General features: G+C 43.6%; 16 protein-coding genes. 2 read left to right on the forward strand and 14 right to left on the reverse strand.

The window, feature by feature from the left end:
• Positions 1–6: 6 nt before the first annotated feature.
• The gene (locus AC58QT_RS17760) at positions 7–1,092 is read right to left on the reverse strand and encodes a hypothetical protein (protein WP_497410190.1); all 1,086 of its coding nucleotides are present in this window, start codon (positions 1,090–1,092) and stop codon (positions 7–9) included.
• Positions 1,093–1,240: 148 nt separating this feature from the next.
• On the opposite strand from AC58QT_RS17760, the gene AC58QT_RS17765 reads away from it, so the two are divergent.
• Positions 1,241–1,333, forward strand: a complete 93-nt coding sequence (locus AC58QT_RS17765) for a YjcZ family sporulation protein (protein ID WP_310222535.1) — start codon at positions 1,241–1,243, stop codon at positions 1,331–1,333.
• Between the two features lie 76 nt (positions 1,334–1,409).
• On the opposite strand, the gene AC58QT_RS17770 is transcribed toward AC58QT_RS17765, so the two are convergent.
• The 7 genes from AC58QT_RS17770 to AC58QT_RS17800 form a co-directional block, all read right to left on the reverse strand.
• On the reverse strand, positions 1,410–2,837 hold the full coding sequence (locus AC58QT_RS17770) for a glycosyltransferase (RefSeq protein ID WP_497410191.1): 1,428 nt from the start codon (positions 2,835–2,837) through the stop codon (positions 1,410–1,412).
• A 5-nt stretch (positions 2,838–2,842) separates the two neighbouring features.
• Positions 2,843–4,690, reverse strand: coding sequence for a hypothetical protein (locus AC58QT_RS17775; RefSeq protein WP_497410192.1), 1,848 nt, complete (start codon positions 4,688–4,690; stop codon positions 2,843–2,845).
• Positions 4,691–4,809: 119 nt separating this feature from the next.
• Positions 4,810–5,610 (reverse strand): Cof-type HAD-IIB family hydrolase, encoded by an 801-nt coding sequence (locus AC58QT_RS17780; protein WP_497410193.1) that lies wholly within the window; start codon positions 5,608–5,610, stop codon positions 4,810–4,812.
• A 361-nt stretch (positions 5,611–5,971) separates the two neighbouring features.
• Positions 5,972–13,264, reverse strand: a complete 7,293-nt coding sequence (locus AC58QT_RS17785; protein ID WP_497410194.1) for a PKD domain-containing protein — start codon at positions 13,262–13,264, stop codon at positions 5,972–5,974.
• 68 nt (positions 13,265–13,332) lie between these two features.
• Positions 13,333–14,517 carry an S-layer homology domain-containing protein gene (locus AC58QT_RS17790; protein ID WP_497410195.1) on the reverse strand — a complete coding sequence of 395 codons (1,185 nt, stop codon included), beginning with the start codon at positions 14,515–14,517 and terminating at the stop codon, positions 13,333–13,335.
• A gap of 200 nt (positions 14,518–14,717) precedes the next feature.
• Positions 14,718–15,470 (reverse strand): pseudouridine synthase, encoded by a 753-nt coding sequence (locus tag AC58QT_RS17795; RefSeq protein ID WP_497410196.1) that lies wholly within the window; start codon positions 15,468–15,470, stop codon positions 14,718–14,720.
• A gap of 6 nt (positions 15,471–15,476) precedes the next feature.
• Positions 15,477–16,979, reverse strand: coding sequence for an RsmB/NOP family class I SAM-dependent RNA methyltransferase (locus AC58QT_RS17800; RefSeq protein WP_497410197.1), 1,503 nt, complete (start codon positions 16,977–16,979; stop codon positions 15,477–15,479).
• Between the two features lie 184 nt (positions 16,980–17,163).
• On the opposite strand from AC58QT_RS17800, the gene AC58QT_RS17805 reads away from it, so the two are divergent.
• A complete protein-coding gene (locus tag AC58QT_RS17805) occupies positions 17,164–17,673 on the forward strand; it encodes a thioredoxin family protein (protein WP_497410198.1) in 510 nt (169 codons plus the stop codon).
• 69 nt (positions 17,674–17,742) lie between these two features.
• Here the strand turns inward: AC58QT_RS17805 and AC58QT_RS17810 are convergent, their stop codons facing one another.
• From AC58QT_RS17810 to AC58QT_RS17835, 6 genes are all read right to left on the reverse strand, one after another.
• Entirely contained in the window at positions 17,743–18,162 is a 420-nt protein-coding gene (locus AC58QT_RS17810) for a DUF309 domain-containing protein (protein WP_497410199.1), read from the reverse strand.
• A 3-nt stretch (positions 18,163–18,165) separates the two neighbouring features.
• Entirely contained in the window at positions 18,166–18,963 is a 798-nt protein-coding gene (yjbM, locus tag AC58QT_RS17815; protein ID WP_310222515.1) for a GTP diphosphokinase, read from the reverse strand.
• Positions 18,964–18,989: 26 nt separating this feature from the next.
• A complete protein-coding gene (locus AC58QT_RS17820; protein ID WP_497410200.1) occupies positions 18,990–20,087 on the reverse strand; it encodes a quinone-dependent dihydroorotate dehydrogenase in 1,098 nt (365 codons plus the stop codon).
• 156 nt (positions 20,088–20,243) lie between these two features.
• Entirely contained in the window at positions 20,244–21,077 is an 834-nt protein-coding gene (locus AC58QT_RS17825) for a PRD domain-containing protein (protein WP_310222511.1), read from the reverse strand.
• A 32-nt stretch (positions 21,078–21,109) separates the two neighbouring features.
• The gene (locus AC58QT_RS17830) at positions 21,110–22,534 is read right to left on the reverse strand and encodes a PTS transporter subunit EIIC (protein ID WP_497410327.1); all 1,425 of its coding nucleotides are present in this window, start codon (positions 22,532–22,534) and stop codon (positions 21,110–21,112) included.
• A 146-nt stretch (positions 22,535–22,680) separates the two neighbouring features.
• Positions 22,681–23,520: a carbohydrate ABC transporter permease gene (locus AC58QT_RS17835; protein ID WP_497410201.1), complete on the reverse strand. Its 840-nt coding sequence runs from the start codon at positions 23,518–23,520 to the stop codon at positions 22,681–22,683.
• Between the last annotated feature and the right edge of the window lie 34 nt (positions 23,521–23,554).

Genomic DNA, 23,554 nt, shown 5'->3' on the forward strand with positions numbered 1-23,554 from the left:
TGTGTACTAGTGATATTGTTCGGTTTCAAACAATATTTCATCGATCAATTTATTCCGATACAGCATTGATAAATTGAAGGTTTCGTATTCTTTCTCTTTATCAAGCTCGTCTAACAGCAAAGTCGCTATTAATTCTCGATCATCGGAATCTCCGGGCTCACGGAAATCAATAAATCCGGTAAGTTGCCGCGAGCTAATATCCACGGTTGCAGTTCCAATCGGTAAATCACCATGCGATGTTTGATAGATTTCATACGATAACGTATCCAAATCGTCTCTAACCAGAACAATGGAATAGTCATCACGCATTGGAATCCACATATCATCTTCTGATTGGATATCATCGACCAAATCCAGCATATCAATATGTGTTAATTCCACCGTATCCACCGTTTCTCCATGATAAATCATATGGAACACGAACGAATCCGTTTGCTCTTCATTGAAATCATCCACCATCAACTCCGTGACAATGTCCATCTCTTCATCAAATGGATCAAACTTCCATGAAATATCTCCGATTACCTCTGACCCATATATGTGTAGGACCGCTTCAGCAATCAGCTCTGCGTCCTTATCATACACATGATACTCTACACTGCTCCTGTTTTCGTTCACGATAACAAGTTCATAGCCCTGTTCTTTCTTGCGTTCCTCTAGCATATCCAGCTGCTCGGGGGACAATTCAGACTCCTCATCGTTCAAGCTGAGATCTTCCCTTAACCAGGAGTAATCCAGTTCATCATCATGTAGGAGATCTACACTGTTTATAAAATCCTCCTGAAATGGTGATGGTTGAACCGCATGGTCCGTCACAATCACGAAATCATAATCACTATAGCTGACGGTTACCTCACACTCGGCGATTCCAAGTGCATCAATCACATCCTGAATATAGGATTGTGCAAAATCATATACAGCCTGCTTATTCACAATCGTAATGGATTGCTGCTCCAGATGAATCGCGCCTTTGAGACGATCCGATTCCCTGTAGACTAGCGTTAACGTACCGACAAACTCCCCATTGTACATAATATCGCAGACTTCGCCGCCTGCTGTTTTCAGGTCGGGTCTTAGCATAATATCGGCCACGACTTACTCGCCTCCTCTACAGATCTTGTGTCATTCTTCTGTATCATGCCCATTATCGACCAAAATATGAGTAATCAGGATATTCGTCTATACACTTCTGCCCCCACTTACATATCTTATCTTATAACAATCATCACGAAAGGAGGGAATGTCCATGTCAGTAGTAGGAGGTAACTCAGCAGCTGCGATTTTAGTTCTTTTTATCCTGCTTGTGATCATCACTAGTGCATTCGTTATCTAATCTTAATGTAACAACAAAAAGACGATTACCAGCCTATTGAGGCATGGTGATCGTCTTTCTATTTGTTGGGGCATTATTATTTCGGTTGATTAAGCTTTTGTCGCTCTGTTTCAATCGCTTGGAGCTTAGCACCGATCATTTCTTTAGCGCCTGGTTTATCCTGCAGCTTGTTGAAAATCTCTTCCGCCCTAGACAGCTTACCAGATAGCATTGCCAGCTCTCCAAGAGCAGCAGGAGCCTTCCACTCGCCAATGAGATAATCAGCACTAACGCTGCCGCGGTAATTCGGGAGAGTTTGGAGTGACTGCTTAATACTCACTTCCGCTGATTTAAGAAGCTCATCAGCTTGCCTCATGCGCACCTGCGCTAGTAAATAATGCGCGTCTGGGAAATCAGGTGACTGCGCAAGCGCCTTGTGGCAGTAGGCTTCTGCCTCGGAATAGTTTTTGCGCTGCATCATGATTTGGATGAGGAGTCGGTAAATCTCAGACATACGGCCAAAGAGTTTTGTTTGTAGGCCGAGGCGCTCGGCCTCAAGTAGCGCTGTTAGTGCTTGCTCCTCTTGGCCGAGACCTAATGACTCCCGCCCGTAATACAACCAATGACCAGGATTCTCAGGTTCTTCTTCGATCATGAGTTTAAGCAGACGAAGATTGCGTTCTAGCTTGCCTTTGCTTTGAAGGACTGCTGGATCATAGCCGATATGATCCAGGCGGATTTTGACTGCTCTTCGATACGTATCAGGCTGATATATGCCTTGCTCCGTACCGATTTGTTCATGAATGCGTCCGTAGTAGCGAAGTCCCCGTTGTGCCGGGAACATTCGCACCTGAGAGAAATCGTGTTGAATCGTACCGTTTATTCGATTTAGATGCCAGATATGTAGGGCTGGAATGATGTCTAAATGGTTGAAAACACTGGCAACCTCGCGAATAGCTTGGACGTCCTCCGGAATCAACACCTCGTCAGCGTCGATCCAGATCACCCAATCCGTATGTACATGTTGTAGCCCGATGTTGCGTGCTGCACCAAAGTTGTCTTCCCATACTATGGGGACAACCTTTACCTTCGGATATTGCATGGCGATCCGTCGTGTATCATCCGTTGATGAATCCACAAGCAGGATTTCATCAACTGCGCCTTGCAGGGCAACGATACATTTGGCAATATCTGCTGCCTCATTGCGCGATAAGATCGCCGCGGTCACTGTCACCTTTGGAACATACAAAAGATCTTCTATATCTTGGCGCGGCTCGCCAACTGGTATTTTCTCCATCGCCTTGTAGATGTGATTAACCCACTTTGCCTGCGGGTCCAGCAGCCAAGCCCGGTCGAAGACTCTCTTCGCTGCGCCTGCTTGTTGCTGCAGGAGCAATGTTTCGCCTAGCATGACCCATAACTGCGCTTCGAGAGGTTTCTTTCGAATAGCTTGGAAGAGTTCGTTTTCGGCGTCTAGAAGCTTATGGGATTGGATTAAGTTAATAATGTGTTTATATTCGAACATCTGAGTCAATCTACTCGTCTAACAACTGGAATCGTAAATTTGCGAGAACCCATTCTTTCGGAACCAACAAACGGATCAAAAGTAAATTGAATACCCTTACCTGGTTGAAGATTTGAATTCAAAGATACAGTTAATCCCTTCAACTTATCATTTTCATATTCAAGTCCGTAAGTGATGTCGGAAACGGTAACCCCACTTTGCGAAGTAAATGAGAAATAATTAAAGAAATGCTCTTTAATGTCCGCCCAATTCAGCTCCTCGTATGGATATAAGGAAGTAAGATTAATCGTGTTTGGACTTGGTGTGAGATATACTACAATATCATTTTGAAACCATGTATTCGTATTTTCCGCGGAAAACAAACGAAATTTCGCTTTCGTATCTGCAAAATCATTTACGGATCTGAAGGTAATCAACCCTTCAACTTCGCTCATCGTTACAGCTTGTTCTTCTTGTAGCGGTTGAATTCCAACTAGACTATTCTCATATAGCCAATATTGAGAAGTATCGATTGTAAACACACTATTCCCTTCAGTATTCGATTGGTACATATCAAATTCATTAGGAACTCCTAGACTATTCTCATTATTAAATTGAATATTGACAGACTGCTCTTTGAAGAGACCGCCTTTATCTGTAGCTTTTATTTTTGAAATACTAACAGAACCTGCTAAGTTCTCATCTGAAATCAATTCTTCAATACTTTCTAGTGTTACAATATGACTACCCGGCAACGAAAAATGGCTGGTTCTAGGTTCAGTCATATCACCACTAAAATAAACTTTATAATTAATATCTAATCCATATGTCAGAACTTCATTTTCAGGATCGTAAAAAAGTTCATCTAAATCCAACTGCGAATGAGGTGATAAGTTTAGAACATGGTCTGTTTCAGATAAAAACTCAGCTAGCATACTTGGATGATACTCTGAATTAAATATTGGCATTTGATTTCCTGGTGAAGTTGGCGGACTAACAACTGTAACTGTAAATGGCGCTGACACTAGTACACCACCGTGACCATCACGCGCAACAGGAGTCAATGAACCCGTTCCTGGTTGTAGTGCGGCAATTACCCAACCGTCAGTACTGTCATAAATCACCTTTGCAACAGGATTCTTTGAATTGCTAATAAAACTTACTTCAACCTCGTCCCCGTCGCTATCTTGGAAAAATGAGGATAATTCATGTGTACCTAAAGGAGAAGTTGTTTCAGCAGGTAGTGCTCTATTAAAGAAAGGATTATTTGATTTTAACGTTGGTACATGATTGACTAATTTTGTCCCCGGTGGCAATGCTCGACCAATCTTACCTAGTAGGATTTTAACAGCCTCTGCAGAAGCATATTCTGACGGGTTTGTTATCATTTTGTTTACAGTATCCGTAATATCATATTTTCGTTCGGAAGTAATCGTATTGTCTACGGTTACCTGAAATGTATCCCTGGGGGCTGTTTCTCCATAACCAAAATACACTGTAAATGTAGCATGACCCACACCAACAGGATGAATTTTGAGAAGCCCATTGGACCAATACTCTCCCTCAGCATAGGCAATATTCTCATTGCTGCTCTCAATACGCAAATTTGAGGATGAGGAGAAAGAACTATTTCCATAAATCGCTCTCAAATCAAGTACATCCGTAACTCCTGATAATGGAACGAATGTATCTCCCAGTTGATCATAAGGGTCATAAAACGTTGGTTCTGGTGCTGTCGGTGCCGGTTGGTCGGGTATAACATTGGCATTAACCTTTGCCGTATCAAATACAAATGGTGCAGTAATTAAAGCCGTGCTAAGCATAAGCGCAGCTGCTTTTTCTTTCTTAGAATATGACTTCACATCTTTCCCCACTACATATCACATCCATCGTCTATTAGTCTTTCATTTATTCTATCATAGGAAATAAGTACTAAAAACCCCTAAAACGACAAAAAACCTCAAAAACCGAGGTATTTTATCCGAATTTGATATTACAAACAGTACTTTCGAATTGCTTGATGTACGCCTTCATCATTATTAGAAGCTGTAACTGCGTCTGCAGCCTCTTTCACACCATTGGGGGAGTTCTCGACTGCGACACCAAGTCCTGCAAAAGCCATCATTTCGAGGTCATTATAGTAATTTCCAATAGCCATAATTGCCTGTGGATCAACTTCTAATGAAGCAGCCAAAGCCTTCAATGCATTCCCCTTGTTCGCCTCTGGACTCATGACATCAATGAACAATTCGCCACTGCGAATCATCCGCAAATGTCCATACAACTTCTGCTCCTCCCAATCCCGCTGGACACGATCCAAAACCTCAGATTGAGCAAAAAGAGTGAATTTTACAATCGGAACGCCAAGCTCTGAGACCGAAGTCACAAGTTTAGAACTAATTAGAAATTTTTTATACATTTGCTTCTCGTACTCACCGACACGCTCGATATACATATTAAAAGCCGTACATACATCAAAATGAATCCCTTCTCGCCGCGCATAAGCTAACATTGATTCAATTTCGCTGATTTCAAAAGAAAACTCGTTTACTAACGACTGCCCTCGCTCATCTGCATGAACGGTTACTGCCCCATTATGTGTGATCATCGTTCCTTCTAGGCCTAATTGCTCAAGAATAGGCAACGTACTAGCAGGCGCTCTCCCTGTGCATAGTACAATGTGGCAGCCTTGATCATGAACTTCTTGAATAGTTTCAATGGTTTGGTCTGTTAATTCGTGATCATCATTCAAAAGGGTTCCATCAACATCTAGTGCGATTAATCGATAGTTCAAGGTATTCTCTCCCTCGCTCGCTTTTTATCAAATTATTGTACCATAAGCGCAATTACAGTTCACCGAATTTACAGTTTTAAAAAAAACTTCTATTGAAGTCCTTCGAGGATAAGTAAAGATGCGAATTTGCATCTTTTTCCTCTGGAGAAACACCGTCTATAAGGAAAGATGCGATTATGCATCTTTTTTCACACTTTTCACCCTTATTATAGGATATCGGTAAAAAAGGATGTATTTTTGCAGCAATACTTCGATAAACGGTCCATTCTCCTTAAAAAAGATGTATTTTTGCAGTTTTCTGCTCATATCAGCGAGGCACTTAATTAAAAAGACAGTTATCTTTCGATAACTGCCTCCCACTTTATTGAACCCGATGCACACCAACAGATTGCTGCACATTCCCAATGATTTCGACTGGAATATCTTCCTTTTTGATAACCCCATTTTTGTATGTAATCTGAAAATGAATCGTTTGCAGCCCTCGTGGCAATCCCTCCGAGAAAGATAGGAATCGGCTATCAAAAAGCTCTCCCCTAAACATGGTGCTATCACCTGATTCGGGTACTAACTTTTCCAGTACATACAAAGCTTGACCGTCTAATCCTATCGTATCAATCCATGCAATCACTTCCTCAACTGGGGCGGGTGCACTGTGGCTGCTTACTACAAATATCTCCCCGGAATAAAAGGATTTCGGAATTACTTCTGTTTGGTGCCCCATTTCATTATGCAAAATCAACCATTGCGCCGTATAAGTGACTTCCGATTGAATTGTAAGAAGTAAGACTATAATTGTTTTAATCGCAGTTGAAGACAATAAACCATCTGTAACAGTCAAGGTCACTTCGTAATTACCAGGTTCAGTAACCTTCTGCAAGAAGTTGATGGATGTATATGTTTTGACAACACCAGTTGGCTCCTGAACGGTCCATAAGTAGGTGAGTGCATCACCGTCAGGGTCAAAAGAACTATTTATGCTGCTCATCATATCCCCTTCCCAGACAGGCTTTGGCGCCCATTCAAAATCAGCAATCGGCGCTCTATTAATATAAAGCCAAGTCTGCGGTGAATAGCTAGACCACACAAAACCATCAAACACGCGCACTCGCACTCGTAGCTTTTGTCCCGCAGGCAAATCAGTTGCTACTTCCCAACTCCCTGTATTTAAAGTTGAGTTTTGTTCACGTATGCCGCTATCCACCACCATAACATCATTAGCTTCATTCGTGACCTCTATTTGAAAATGTGAAAATAACGTGCCAATGTCAGGGTCGGTCTGATTCCATTCCAGAGTTGGTCGAGTTGTGCTAACAATCGTCGGTGTTGTTTGTGTGCCAGACGGATTGGACATAACTGCCGTCGGGGGACTATTGGAAGTCATCCAACCGATGTCTGACCAAGCGGAATAAATTCCACTGGAGGACATCACTTGAACCTTGACCTGTAACTTAGCCCCTAAAGGAGCGTCAATTGTCATGTTCCAAGATCCTGTAGGTTTGGTTCGATCTGCAACAGGAACATTGATGTATCCACTATCGATAACATTACCAGCCTCATCACTGATATAAATAATCTGGAGGGCTATCTGATTGAACTGCGGGTCGGACTGGTTCCAAGTTATGGTCGGCTTTCTAGACATCATACTGGAAGGGTTAGTAAAAGTTCCAATTGGATAGGTTAACTGCACAGTAGGCGGTATTACACTGCCCAAAAAGCCGTCACTGCTCCATTGCGACCAAGCAACTTCGTCTTTGACTCGCACCCTAACTCGATATGTGTAATTAAGATTTCCCGTTATGATATTTTCCAAATAACTGTATACGGAAGCTTTCGAAGTAAAAGACCTTATACCCGGGCTGGCATCTTGTTCTGAGGTGTTTCCCCACGGATCCTTGTAGATACGTCCAATGTAAACATCATAAGCTGTGAATGTCGTATCAGGATCAACATCGGTTTGACTCCAATTTAGTGTTGCATTACAACCAACACAAAAGTAGTCGGGTTTATCCAAAGAACCACCAGGGTAAATCAAAGACACAGTAGGTGGATTGTTCGGACGCGCACCAACATCTATAGTCTCTGAGACTGGCCAAGACCAAGCACCGTATTCGTCTTTTACCTGTAAAACAATAGTGTACGTCCCTGAGTCGGTTGCACGATCTAACTTGGTATTCACAACATTTCCATCAGGTGTAATGTGAAACCAACGCTCTTCGAAAATCCCTCGAATTACCTCGTATCCCGCATCTGGAGTTGATGTTGCATAATCAAACCTATCAGGATCATAGTTGTCTGTGGTATACGTAATTCCCCCGCTAGGCTGCATGACAGCTGTAAAGGCTGCAATTGGTCGACGATGAACGGTTATCGTTTTTCTAAACGTATTAGAGTTTTTTCGGTATGAATCAAACACCATGTTAGGAAATTTGTAAATCAAAGCTGGAAATGGATCATCCTTAGCTTTCAAAGAAATATCCCACTTACCGACGCGATCGAAAGTTGGCTGACCTGTCGTAAAACTTTGTCCACTTAATGGTGATAAGCCACCGTTGTTTAAGAACATTGGTGTATGTGTGTAAGTCCATGCGAATGATCCTGCGATAGGATCCAGCTCGGGATCATCAAATTTAATGTTATCGTACTTGAGTTCTGCGAGATTGGTCTTCTCGTCCAGAATAGCGTAGTCCGCAGACCAGAGATCAGCTTCGGCGTAAGGCTTAGTAGTCATTATGCTGTACTGAACAAATGATTTGTCAGAAAATGCACCAAACTTACCACTAACAGGGAAACTATCATCCACGATGTCGCTGAAATAATTTACCTTGTTGACCCATACGTTTATCAGGTTACCGGCAGTTCTGATTTTGACATTGTAATTTTTACTATCTTGAATATTGTATGGTGATGAAGAAATTACTGTACGCACACCATTAACATATTTGGATAGATACATAGTTACGCCATCAAACTCCAAAGCATAGCGATTCGTACCGTCTTGTATACGAAAAGAATAACCAAACAAATTAGTGTCAATCTTATTTTGTTCGGTTTTAAAGTTGTAGGAGAGCTCAGCGTCATTTAGAACATGAGGAGAGATGAACTGCCCATACTGATAACGTTGAATGTTAACCGCTGGTGCATCTTCCACGGGACCTTTGTCGATCCAGTACACTGTGTCCCCGTAAGGAGGACTGTTGTAGCCTGTCACCCAAGTGTGATACATGTACGAGGACAAGAGCAATCCATCACCTACGTACTCAGTCATACCTCGTGTACCGATGGTCTCTGTTGCGCTGGACACAAAACCTAACTGCGCCGCCAATTTAAAGTTGTTACCACCGGTTTGTATGTCACTACATTGATTGTAAATAGTTGCAGCACACCAACCATATTGATAGTTACCCCAAGCGTCAACGTGCATGTTTTTAGACATACCATTAAAAGGTACACCACCCCAAGCCCACACACCGCCTGTTGTCATATCTATAACGTTATTGACAGTGCTACGGCTGTCGCCCCATGACCCAGCAACAGTGTACAAGGTTTTGGTTAAGATGGTGTTATTTGCCGAATTGATGATCATGGTGTTGATGTTTTCTTGCCAGTCGTAAGTCCAAGCGGCATTAAAGGATAGACTGTTACCGCCAGTTCTTGTGCGCCAGACAAGCTTAAAATCCTTGTCGTACTTTGCGACATAGACACCAAGAGCTAACTCAGGAAAAAACCTTAGGTTACGATCGGTGGGATTCATCGTATTGCCCGTACTATCCTTACAACCCTTGGTCTCGTAAAAATAAGTGTTGCCGTAGTTGTCCCGGTACGGTTGATTCATTTGACCGAAGCTACAACTAGCAGTGTCATACTGAGCGGGGACAAAAGGTTTAGGCGTTTCGGTTTGAGGCCATTGAACCCACTTCTTCTCATACTGCACATACGTGGTCGGATTGTTATTCGGCGTTGCACCAGCTTTTACGATGTTACCGTAAAGATCGATCTCGTAGAAGCTGTCGCCAAAATAACCATTCGCACTGTAGTAACCACCACTATCCATTATAAGAAGCAAATGATCGCCCTTAGTTAGTGTTGCTCTCACGACAGCACTGTTGTATTGTCCAGTGGAACCAGGAATATCAAAGCACGTGATTAATGCACCCGTTAGAGCTTTGTAGGTACAGGCTCCCGACCCCTGAGACATTTGCGTGTAGTATTGGTCACCTTCGTCTCCGGTAGTGTCCCGCGTGTACTTCACGGGCGTTGATTTAGTGAATACCAAGTAGACTGTCTTTTCGGCGAGGTACGGTTGCGCGCCGCCAATTGTATCTGACATCTTTATGGTAGTCCCCGTGTTGGTCGAATTGGTGTAAACAGGAACGTCCCGCTGTGCAGTTAGTTGACTCATCGGGAGACTATCTCTACTTAGCATGTAGTCGTAAGGACTGCCATCCAACCATGAATGCTGGAGCTTGAAAGTTGCATAACAACCTGAACAAGGAGTACCGTCCATGACATAATCCTGTGAATATCTGCCGATCTTATTTTTATTCAAGGCATAAAATATTTGGGTAGGGTTGTCGTATGAGACTGAACCCGTGAAGTACAGGTGAGTTTTATCAGACGAGATAGGAGTTGCACCACTAACCCAATTTCCAGGTGTCCCATCAGCTTTTGGATAAAATAAAGGTTGAGAATATCCTGGGGTAGGTGCCGTCATGGCTTTGTAGATCGACAAACCATTCCTGCCTAATCCGTTATCATTGAACTGTGTGGTGTAAGCTGTTACAGTTCCGATGCCTGCAGGAGTGCTTACGATATTTACGCCAGCTATTTGTGACTCTTTTCCCTTACCCGCACCAGTTGCTAAAGTTCCGTTATCATCTTGCCAATTGTATGTTGGAAGCTTACTTAACGCGTTATTGGTGTTGGTGGCAACCAGTGGCCAATTAGCCATGATGTCCCCAGACTTGTAGATGGTTGGTGGGTTAGGATCTGGATTGGGTCCGTTACCCGTGAGATCGAATGACACTTCAGGTGCTTGGTTGGTAACATCCATAATAGTGGACTCGGCTTCGGCATATGCGCCAAATTCCTCGACAGCACGTAATTTGAATTGATACTTACCGATTTTTGTTGGGTTAAATGTAAACTTATTGAGGTCGCCTGAGATAGATTCCCAAGCCTCTTCGTTCAAATCACCATCATTGTCTTTGTCATACTTCATTTGCCAAAGAACTTGTGTGATCGTGTCACCATCCGTACTGTAGGATTCATTTAAAATATCGTAACCTTCGCCACGAATACCTAAAGCAGGTGCGTTTATTTTTGCAATGGGGGGATAATCGGGGTGTACAATGATGTTACAAGTACTGTTATCTTCAGATGCCAGTCCAGCAGAATCATACACTTTTTCTAATGTAACCGACACCGTAATATCCGCCAAACTATTATTTTCGTAAGAAGACCATTTATTGGTCCAAACATCCTTTGAGTGGTCGATTGTTCTGCCCATTGGGCTACGACTTTTATCAGCGTTGATAGCATTAGGAGCTAAGGGATGATTTGCTTTGACTTCCGAGGGTGCAGAGCACATAGGAATTGGGTTTGGCTTCACAATGTTTATCGTTGCTGATCGTCTTCCGGATTTAGCACCACGGGTGTCCGAGGCAGTAACTGAAACAGTGTGCATGCCTAATACGTCCGCTCTGATGTTACGGTAGGTATCCCCATCGTAAGCTAGCTCGCTGAACCCATAACCTACTGAGGTATCAGCAAGGTTCCTAATCCAAGGATCGGAACTCCCTTTGAAATCCCAGTTGAAATAGAAGCCATCACCTTCTGGATCATATGGTTCGTTAGGTGTGCGCGTTTTGTCTTTAATGATACCAAGATCAATCATGCTACCGACTACGACTTCATCAATTGCGGGGAAGTTGTTGGTGTTGTGATTAGCGAAGAAACCCGGTTGGAAAAATGGAGGGTTATTGTTACCTGCCGCGAGAGTAATAGTAAAGGGCTGAGGGCCGACTATCTTAGAACCTCCACAACTAGAGAATATCTTCATGGTAACATTTACAGTTCCTTCACCCATTCCTCTCGGATATGGTGGTCCAGCAAAGCTACCAGGTGAGGGGCTAGATGTGTTTACGACACCATCAGCAATGAGACCATCTTGCTCGAATATGAATCCGAAACGGGAGATCTTACAAGCATTACCACTGCCATCAGTTCCAGTGACAGCTACGTTAACAGGCGTAGCCCAGTTATCGTCACCATACGGCATTGTCGTTTTATCCAGTGTAAAAGTTCCAGTAATGGCCTCGGGTGTAGGTGCAGCAGCACAGTTGGCTAGTGGCGTTACGGTTATGAGTTTACTGTTATCTCCCGTATTGCTTTCACCCGGAACGGTGTCAATGAAAACCCCAACACTATACATGGAAGTTCCCACAAAGGTCTTAGTGAATGTTTCGGTCTTGGAAGTTGTTGCGCCTAAGCCTGTGTAGTTATACGTTTGAAGTAAAGAACCGTCAACCATAACCTTGGCAGTAAACGCTGTGGTTATTGCTGAGCCTCCCGTGTTTGAGAAACTGAAGGTGAATGCGGTTGGCTTCCCTGCCTCAATACATGAAGGTGATGTGATTGCAACGCTGCTAAGATTGGGTGCGTTTGGTGGTGGTTCGTATTCGACGGTAACTTCGCTGTCGTATTCGTAGGTGGAGCCTTGGAGGTCGACGAGGAAAGCTGAGTAGTATGTTGCAACTCTTGCGATGTTTGTTGGTGGGATTTCGTACATTGAGTCGAAGCCGTCGATGAAGGCTGTGAAATCTTGATGGAAGTTAACGCGGTATTCGCCTGCATTATTGGCATTTGCAGCAATACTTACATTGCTAATGGCAGATGACCTTGGTCTGCCAGTTTTGCCATTAGGACCATTTATATCACCAGTAAGAGAAGTATTTACTTCAGCTCTAGTTGCTGTTACACCTGTAACAACAGAATCCAGTACCTCCACACCACCTGCGGTTTTGTAAGCCCTATCAGCATCTCGAACAGCTCCCATACTAAGTGACCCTATTTCTACACTGAAATCTGCTGAATGACATCCCGGATATCGGGTCATTTGATATCCGTTTATAGTATCCTTAGGTGTGACTGCTCGTGCGTCTTTATGATAGGTAGCTGGTCCGAAATTGTCGGGACCACAACTTATCTTTTTAGCATCACCGTTTTGGTCGAAAACATCCGCGTACCAGTTAGAGCCTTGCGAACCTCCTGGAATGTACCTGTACCAAGCGTAATAACCTTGAGCAGACTTGTTGCCTATCGAGGTAACAGTTAGCTGTGTTCCACTATGAGTATCATTAACAGTGCCGAAGTAATCCTTCACACCTATAGCTGCAGGCGGGGTTATATCTTCTCCATTGTGGATGATCTTCTTGATGACATTACCAGTTGGAACGTTTGTGATGCTAACTAGCCCACCCGACAAGTAACTGCTAGGTGCGTAGTATTTCGAAGAGACCTTCTCTGCCCCTCCATACGGAAAGGCGATACCGGAAGTTACTGTGTTAGGCGGGGCAGCTAATGCTATTAGCTCCTCGCCCAAATACTGTGTAACGCTTGATTCTAAAGCCATTATGGTTAGAAGTGAGATACTCAATATCTTCACGCGTTTTCTTACCAAACCTAATCGCAAATTAAAGTCACCCCTCCCATAAGCATCAGAAATTACTCTGCCGCCCGTTGAGTGGACACTATTACTTTGTATGCGGGACTAACTGGAGGTTTAGATGGGAAGTAGACATCTATGTCTACTCCTTGGGGGGCAACTACATCCTTTGGTAAAATGAAAGCAGAAGTATCTCCGAATTTATCTTTAAATAACCAGCTAAGTGTATTTAATTCACCAGATTGAAGAGCCTTTAGGTCTGGTGATTCAAAACCACTAAATGACATACCCAACCCGTAACGAGCAGGGTACGACTCAGGATCGTTGTTGAACACTGTATGAGACTGAATTAAAATGACATAAGTTTTTGGGTAGTCTTTAAGAAGTGGCATCAACTTACCGGAGCGTTCAGTTTGATCAAACCAGTGAAGTGTGTCGATGTCCCCCAAAAGGTGACGGTGAGGATCATTTGGGTCTTCCATATCGATAGCTATAACCTGGTCGATTTCTCCTTTGTACTTACCATCAGCGGACGCGTAGGCTAACTTGTCGGGAGTCCACTCCTTGCCAGTATTAATCTTACCACCAAAAGCCGGAATCATAGAAAAGATATTAGTACGTTTGAGTTGCAACTCAGCTTGTCCAACAGCTGCCCTATCAACAGTAAGTTTTCCGCCAGCATTCAAAGTAAGAATACGCTCTATGATTGTAACGGATTGCGCACGAGTCGTTGAACCATCAGGCGCTAGTTCACCGCCAGACAAACCTTGAATCAAACCCTTGCTGGATGCAGTGAACATTGCGCCTTGATCGTTGATACTTACGTGCTTTTGTTGCAACAAAGGATCTGTCGCTCGCACGGATACTTTAGCCATTTCGAGACGAGTTAGAGGATTTTGCAAGAACTCATTTGTTATCCCCTCTTCACGAACCAGCCCTTTTTCAACAGCAGCCTTCACATAGGGCACAAACCATTGACTACCCTCAGTCATGCCTTCAACTTTTAAACCACTTGCGGTTACAACCATCTTGATAAACTCCGCACCTGTTACATAATTTTCTGGACGGAATGTACCGTCGCTATAACCGTCAACATATTTGTGATTTACCGCGGTTGTAACCGTTTCTTTAGCCCAATGATTCTTCAAATCGGGAAACTGGTTTGTTTGATCTGCCAAGATGGGGAACGCGCCTAACAAAGAAAAAGCTAAAACTGAAGATAACGCCACTAAACTCTTTTTCAAAAAATTCACTCCTTGATAATAATTTCCATTCCAATAATTGGTAGTATCTCATTACATAACTGTTAATGTCTACCTAATTCTTCCATGAACAGCAAAAAACCACCCAACGATCGCTAATGAAAGCGAGAATTAGGCGGTTCTTCCGCACACATCAAATTTCTTATTCTGAAAATACCATATTTTAGTATTTTTGTATATCGTTATTTTTGTGTCTCATGTGCATGCTGCAAAGCCAGAAGTTCCTCTGCATGCAGTTCTCTGACTTCACCTAAGGCTAGATCAGCATCTAACGTCAATGGCCCCATTGAAAGTCTTTTTAGATAGACAACTTGCTTGCCTACAGCTTGGAACATTCGTTTCACCTGATGGAATTTGCCTTCCATAATGGTTAATTCAATCTCAGAAGGGATTCCCTCAGATTCATTGCCAGATTTTAAAATATTAAGCTGACCTGGCAGCGTCTCATATCCATCATCTAAGGTAACACCTTGGGCGAATGCTTCACGGTCCGACTCATTCACTCCCCACTCTACTTTTGCAAAGTACGTTTTTGGAACGTGCTTGCGCGGTGAGAGTAGGTTGTGGGCGAGTTTGCCGTCATTTGTCAGCAAAAGAAAGCCTTCCGTATCCTTGTCTAGACGCCCCACGGGGAATACTTCGAACGGCGCATAAGCCTCGTCCAAAAGATCAACAACCGTGCGATCCCGATTATCTTCGGTTGCCGAGACAACCCCCTGCGGTTTGTTCATCATTAGATAAACAAACTCGCGATAAGTGACAACCTCACCATTAACGGTAATGTTGTCTTTATCGGGATTCACTTGCATCCCACTGTCTTTGACTTTTACACCATTCACGTAGATAGCGCCTTCCTTGGTAAGGCGTTTAAGCTCAGAGCGTGTGCCTACGCCTACATGGGCGAGTATTTTATCGAGCCGTTGTGTTTGCTTCATGACCGTTTAGGTCCACCTCCAACCAGGCGGGTATTCGTTCTTCAGCATCCCGTCGAGCCACTTGCCCCAGCCGACGGGATGGTCGTCAATGCATACCAGGCAGTAGCCTTTGGCTGCCTTGGTCTCTTCCGGATCGCGGAGAATCTCGCTCTCCGCGACTTCGAGCGTCTCGCCCTTCAGGTACCGAAGGGCTCGCTCGTCGCTCGAAGCCAAGCTCAGCGCTCGCTTGGCTTCGCGCAAACGAAGTCCCATGGCTAGCGCATGGGACGGTTCAAATCGGCCACGGTGCAGCGCGCCGATGTACCAGCCCGGCCGCACGACTTTCAGTCCGTGCAGCTCGGGCAAGCCCACCGGCGACGCGTACGCGTGCTCGCCGTAACAGACAAGCCGCCTCAGGGCGAAGGGCTCGCTGCGCAGCAGCTCACCGGAGAACGCCTCCAGCGGCTCCAAGCTCACCCCCGTGCTAGGCGGTGCCTCAGCACGGCCCTTCCCGCGTAGCGCGGGACGCCCGCTACGCTTCCCAGCTGCCGCCACAAAGTCGGTAGCCCCCGCACCCAAACTCTCCCCAATCCCACTACCCAAAACCGCCAAAAAATGCCCCTCACCCTTCAACTTATGAGGCCACAACCTTGCCGTCCCTGCTACAGCAGCTTTGGCCTTTGAACTATATCCGTCCGCCTCACACCACGGTTCTCTCAACCAATCCGGTCGCCCAGGACTAAATCCTTCAATCGGAACGACATCAAACGCTGGATGCTTGTCTAGAAACTCGGCAATCTGCGCCTCATTCTCCTCCGGTGAGAACGTACAGGTCGAATACACGATTCTTCCTCCAGGTGCCAACATCACCGCGGCTTGCTCCAACAATTCTCGCTGCATGGCAGCAAATTCCTGAACAGAATGGCGCTCCCATTGACCCATCATTTCTTCTTCTTTGCGAAACATGCCTTCCCCTGAACAAGGGGCATCAATCAAAATTTTATCAAAGTACCCTTCAAAAGCAGTCAACATCCGTTCTGGTTTTTCATTCAACACAACGGCATTTCGCACACCGAGAAGTTCAAGATTTTTAACTAAAGCTTTAACCCGATCCGAATGAATATCGTTGACAACAAGCACGCCTTCACCCTGCAGCTTCGCAGCGATCTGCGTCGATTTTCCGCCAGGTGCTGCACATAAATCAAGAACCCGCTCCCCCGGTTTTACCTCTAGTAGCTCCACTGGCGCCATCGCACTCGGTTCTTGAATGTAATAAAGACCCGCATGGTAATAAGGATGCTTGCCTGGACGTTCACCTTCTTCATAGTAAAATCCCTCTGGTACCCAAGGTATCGCCGTTAGATGAAATGGACTCCTCTCTAAAAACTCCGCACGCGCTATCTTACCAGAGTTTACTCTTAATCCAAACACGCGTGGTTCGTCGTAGGAAGCAAGAAACTGCTCAAATTCCTCTTCACCCAGTAAATCAATCATTTTCTCTCTAAAAAGAGGAGGTAACTGCTTCGCCATTCGACATCTTCGCTTTCTATATAAAATCCCTTATCATTAGGCACATTTCTAATTTCATGTAACGTTGTAACGGTATTATAGCTGAGTTGTCACGAAACAGCCAATCTTTTTACGAAATCCTACAGGATATGCTATACTTTTTATAGAAGGTAATAGAAAGTAGACATTATAAAGAGGTGCATGCATGAAGAAGCTGCTTATTTATTTAGGCATTGTAGTTGTTTTATTCGGTGGTCTCTATTTCGTTAATCAGCAATCTACCAAATCTTCGGACAAGGCGAATGCTGGCAATCCTTACGGTGTTGCTGCATCCAAGTTAAATCCTGAGACTGTGAAGCAGCTGAATGATCCGAACTATCAGAACTTGATTTTACCAAAAGATTTGGATGAAAGATTGAAGAACAAAGAAACATTCTTCCAATACTATTATGCGTCAACTTGCCCTCATTGCAAAGTGACGACACCTGTTCTAGTTCCTATTCAGAAAGAACTGGGTCTTGATGTAAAACAATTCAATTTGGAAGAATTCAAAGATGGATGGAATAAATACAAGATTGAATCCACACCTACACTTGTCTATTACAAAAACGGTGTTGAAGTAGATCGAATTGTCGGCGGTGTTCCTGAAGCTGGTTCCACAGTTGGTAATACGCCTGAAGTATTCAAATCCTTTTTCCAAAAGTATAAAGGTTAATGCCATTAACTAATAGTAACAACCTACAAAAGGACCTCTTCACCTCATGGTGAGAAGTCCTTTCTCTTTTCAATCATGCTCTGTACTCGCTGGAGGATTCAACCTTAATTCTTCCACAAGCACCAAGAGTTCATCATCAAGAATCACAATGTTCAAGTCATACGGAAGGAACGGCTCCTCTTTCAATTTCAGAAGCTTCCCCAGATAAATCTCACTATCTTTTACTAAAAGACCAAGATCAATGCCTAACGTATGATCAGGATATGGCGTCAGCTTCTCTAAGCCTGCACTAAACAGTTTAATAGAACCGTTCGGATTGCCATTCCCATGATGATAAAGGCCTACTGCAATCTGCAGCAGACCTTGATATAACAGATTTCGGCCTTCCTCGAGCCAAAGCTCTTCCATCACTTCATGACATTCGAAATAATCCCGCTGATCGTTAAAATAATACAGAAAAGCGACATATAACCGGTCATATTCGCTCATGGCTTAGTTATTATCTCCTTTTTTGGCTCTTGAAATAGCAGCCTCGATATCGGCAGATAAATCACTAAGTCCTTCTTCTGTTTCCCAAATCTCATTGAATCGCAACTGGAACTGAGCTGCTTCTCGTACACGATGATAGAAATACAATTCTTGTATGTTACTCAGAACACGATTGATCAGATTGGAATTATCTTCGAACATCCGTTGGGAGGCCACAATCTCTCCGCGAATACTCGACATTTCCTGATCTAATTGATAAGCAGCTTCTGCGGCTTTACTTAAACGAGCCCGCACCTCAACTGGCAATTGCTCTTTATATTTATAATTCAAAGAGTGCTCAATCGTTGCCCAGAAGTTCATGGCTAGGGTTCGAATTTGCACTTCCGCTAAGATTTTCTTCATACCAAGTGCGGTTTGTACAGGGTATTCAATAATTATATGAAAGCTTCGATACCCACTTGGCTTTTTATTTGTAATATAGTCCTTTTCATATACGACACTCATATCTTGTCTGCTGCGGATAAGCTCAGCCAGACTTTCCGTATCTTCTACGAATTGGCACATAATACGAATGCCTGCGATATCTTCAATTCCTGACTCTAGCTGGTCCATCGGCACACTTAATCGCTTCGCCTTCTCCAACACACTTGAAATTTTCTTAACACGACCCGTTACAAATTCGATGGGTGCGTACTCTTCACGACTTTTAAGTTCGCCACGTAATGTTTTGAACTTTACTTTCAACTCTTCTACCGCTTGCTCATAAGGCAGTAGAAATTTCTTCCAGTCTCGTCCATCCATCCATGTAGCCTCCATCCTGAATGAAGTTAGTGCGAATCTATCCCTATTGCCTGGGAAATATGTGTGAAGCCATCTTTCTTCAATAATTCTTGAAGCCCATTATTTATGCGGCCTAACAGACCAGGTCCTTCGTAAATTAATGCCGTATATACTTCAACAAGGCTAGCCCCAGCACGGATTTTGTCATATACATCTTGCGCGGTAAAAATCCCGCCAGCCCCAATAATCGGCAGCTTGCCATTCGTTAATTGGTATACACGTCGAATGACATCTGTTGAACGTTGTGTAAGCGGCAAACCACTTAACCCGCCTGCTTGTTCGCGATTGGCATGTCGTAAACCTTGTCTGCTGAGCGTTGTATTCGTTGCGATAATCCCAGATATTCCGCTTTCTTGAATGATCTGTACCGTAAGAACAAGCTCTTCATCCGTTAGATCTGGCGCAATTTTGACAAGCACTGGCTTCGTCGTACAACCATGCTTCTTATGTTGCACCTGCATCTCATCACGAACGGTCGACAACAAGCGCTTCAAATCATCGCCATGTTGTAAATTACGCAAATCAGGTGTATTTGGTGAGCTTATGTTTACAACAAAGAAATCACCATATGTATATAACGCTCCAATACAAGCGCGATAATCTTCCTCGGCCTGCTCATTTGGCGTCGATTTATTTTTTCCTATGTTTACTGCTACTGGAATTGCGCGTTTCCCTGTCTTCTCCAGGTTATGTGCCATCTCAGCAGTACCTACATTGTTAAAGCCCATGCGATTAATAAGCGCTTTGTCCTCAGGTAGACGGAACAATCGCGGCAACTCATTACCAGGTTGTGGTTTAGGTGTAATTGTCCCCACTTCCATAAATCCAAAGCCTAATTGTGAAAATCCTTTTACCGCTTTCGCGTTTTTATCCAGACCTGCAGCAAGGCCCACTGGATTACCGAAATGTAATCCCCATAATTCCTGTGATAATTGCGGTGATTCTGGAACCCCATACATGGATTTAAGCAGCTGCTTACCTCCTGGCATATTACCTACAACACTGAGGCCGTCAATTGTCAAATGATGCGCTTTTTCCGGATCCATTCGGAACAAAACGGGCTTGGCTAACTTCTTATACAGCATGTCCTATGCACTCCGTTCTCTAAGTACTCTAACAGTCAGTTTAGCTGACAATGTAGAAATATGCAATCCACTCCAGGTCTTTAACCTTGTATTCACACAAAAAATCCCTGCGCCACGAAGGTTGCAAGGGAATGCTCTCATGCTTATATATGCTTGTTACACTTCGGTACGTTGCAGCAAGCGTTCCAAATGCATTGTTAAGTATCCCGTCTCATCGTCAGGTACTTCTAATTGCAAGGAGTCACTTAACATTAACGATAGAACCTTCGCTTTGACATACGTATCGCCGTATTCTTCTTTAATTTTGGAAAGGAGTGAATTTTGAAGTGTTTTCTTTTGCTTTACTCTCTCAATCACACCTTTTAGATGGGAGATAAAACGAAGTGTTGAGAATGAATCATCAAAATTAAAACCAAGCTCCTTTGCGGATTCAATCGTTTGAGACACCACTCTGACCACCGCTAGAGAATCAGATGCTTGCTCTTTCTTACGCGCACTGTTGAAGTGCATTGTCAAGAATGCAACCTCATCTTCGGGTAATTTAACATCCAGATGCTCGTTCAAGAACTCCACAGCTTTCTTAGCTACCTTATATTCTTCGGGATACATGTAACCAATTTCATAGGCAAATGGGTTCGTAATGAATATTCCGCGTTTCTGCCGCTCTACTGCAAAATTAATATGATCAACAAGCGATGCATGGATTGTTTCTGAGAAATCGCCTTCCAGCATGCTCTGTGCGTAGGCAATGACTTCTTCCGTGATCCCGATAATCTTGACATCTACGGCATTTAAAATTTGTTCATAGTTCTTCAGTACTTCCGATGTATGTAAGAGGAATTCCTGAGTGATTTCACCTTCCCCAATCAGCATACCCGGTGTTTTCTTGAAGCCTATTCCCTTACCAAAAGCGATGGAATTTTTCCCAGTGCTTAAGTGCGCCATCACGACGTTATGGGATAGAACATGTATGATCGTCCGTTCAATCATAAGACACCTCCGCGTTCTTAGGCTTGTCCTGATTATTTCTCATTTATTACCAGCAAAGGCTTAATGCTTTCACGAATTTGTTCCGACTCTGTCCCAAAAACAACATGAACGTTGCCTTTTCCTAGCCGAATGACACCAATTGCTCCTAATTCCTTAAGCTCACTATCGTTCACAAGCACTTCTTCTTTCACAAGAAGGCGTAATCGTGTAATACAAGCATCAATGGATATAATATTTGAAGCACCGCCAATGTAGGTCAGAATCCTTGATGGCCGGTCTTCCTTAGCTGTTATCTCAACAGCAGGTTCGATTTTAATATTTTGCTCAACGTCATCCTTACTCGATACTTTCATCGGAAAGAAATGTAGATAGGCTCTAAAAGTTATATAATAAAGAATGAAGTACACAGCGCCTAGTAGTAAAATCCAGTAGGGATTCGTCGCTAAGTGCCAGTTCAGCACAAAATCAATAAAGCCTGCCGAGAAGCCAAATCCCATTTTCACTTGAAGTATATTCATAATGAGCATCGAGAAGCCCGTAAGAACGGCATGAATCACATATAGTCCAGGAGCTACAAACATAAACGCAAACTCAATAGGTTCTGTAATACCTGTTAGAAAACTTGTCAGAGCCGCTGTTAGCATCACAGGTGCTACAAACTTCCTCGAAGTAGCAGACGTACTGTGCACGACAGCAAGCGCTGCTGCTGGCAATCCGAACATGATAACCGGGTAGAATCCTGTCATAAACATCCCTGCCGTGGGATCCCCCGCGAAAAAGCGTGAAATATCCCCATGTACCACCTTGCCTGCTGGTGTAACGAAATCACCGATTTGAAACCAAGCTATATTATTAATGACATGATGAAGACCTGTAGGAATGAGGAGTCGATTCATGACGCCATAAATGAAAACTCCTATGTTTCCGTTATCTACAATCCATAATCCAATTTCACTTATGCCTCGCTGTACCGGAGGCCAGATTAGCCCAACCGCTACGCCTAGGAATACCATCACCAGGGAGGTTACAAGGGGAACAAAGCGTTTGCCGCCAAAAAAACCGAGCGATTTAGGTAATTGAATATGACTAAATCGATTGAAGAATGTGGCCGAAAGCATCCCTACCAGCATGCCTCCAAGTACACCTGTATCTAGTGGCTCAGAGCTTCCTGAAACCATTTGGAAATGTTTAAGAACGTTATCAAAAACCAAATATCCAACGGCAGCCGCTAATGCAGCTATGCCCTCTCCTGAAGTTAATCCAATAGCTATCCCTATTGCGAAAATAAGCGGCAGATTATCAAAAATCGCACTTCCGCCTAGCTCAAAAATTTGAGCGACATGAACAAGGAAAGGATCATGAAATGACATTTTACCAATACGAAGAAGAATGGATGCTGCCGGCAGCACCGCAATAGGGATCATCAACGATCTCCCCATCTTCTGAAATGCATACATTACACTCATCAGATTCACCTATAGCCCACAAGTTTGGCCGTTCCTTGCATGCTTTTACCTATCCCCATTATAGTAGAAAGAACACCCCCCCGAAAGGATAAATTCCTCTAGGTTAAGGTGTTTTTTCTATGCATTGCCATATCCAGTTATTTCACAGCACCTGCTGTAATCCCACTTGCAATCTGGCGTTGATATATCATATATACGATCAATGTTGGCAATGTTGTGATCAGCAATCCTGCGAATAATGGCCCCCATTCTACGCGGTATTGCATCTCAGCTTGCATCACAGCCAAACCAATTGGAAGTGTATACTTGGTAGGCTCGTTTGTTAGAACAACCCCTAGGAAGTATTCGTTCCAGTTATTCAGCATATTCGTGATCATTACCGTGATAAGACCTGGCTGTGACAATGGTAACATAACCCGGAAGAACGTGCCATAGTGAGAAGTGCCATCAATAATCGCAGCTTCTTCAATTTCTTTCGGTAATGATTTGTAGAACCCGACAAGCAGGAAGATCCCGAATGGCAAGTTAAGCGCCGCGTAGACGAGGATTAGCCCCAGCCACGTATTGATAAGGTGCAAATCATTTAACAAGAAGAACAACGGGATCAAAGCAAGCGCGAACGGAATCATCATGGAAGAGATATAGATCGTTAGGAGAACTTTATTCCCTTTAAAATCATATCTCGCCAAAATATAAGCCGTCATCGCTGCAAGAATCATCCCCAACAGCGTACTTCCTACCGTTATCACAATGGAGTTCAGGAAGTAGGTACTGAAGTTATATTTACTCCACACATAAGAGAAATTGGACCAAAGTAACGGGAATTTAGGCAATGCCCAAGGGGCATTTAAGAAAAATTGTTCATTATTTTTGAGCGCATCAAGCAATGTCCACACAAGTGGATAAAGCACGGCTACACTCCATATGATCAGAATGATCCAAACTAACATTTTCGCTAATGGATTTTTGATAGCCATACGATGGTTTCCCTCCCTCAGTATCTTTGTCTAT

The organism is Paenibacillus sp. J31R109 (genome assembly GCF_059692055.1).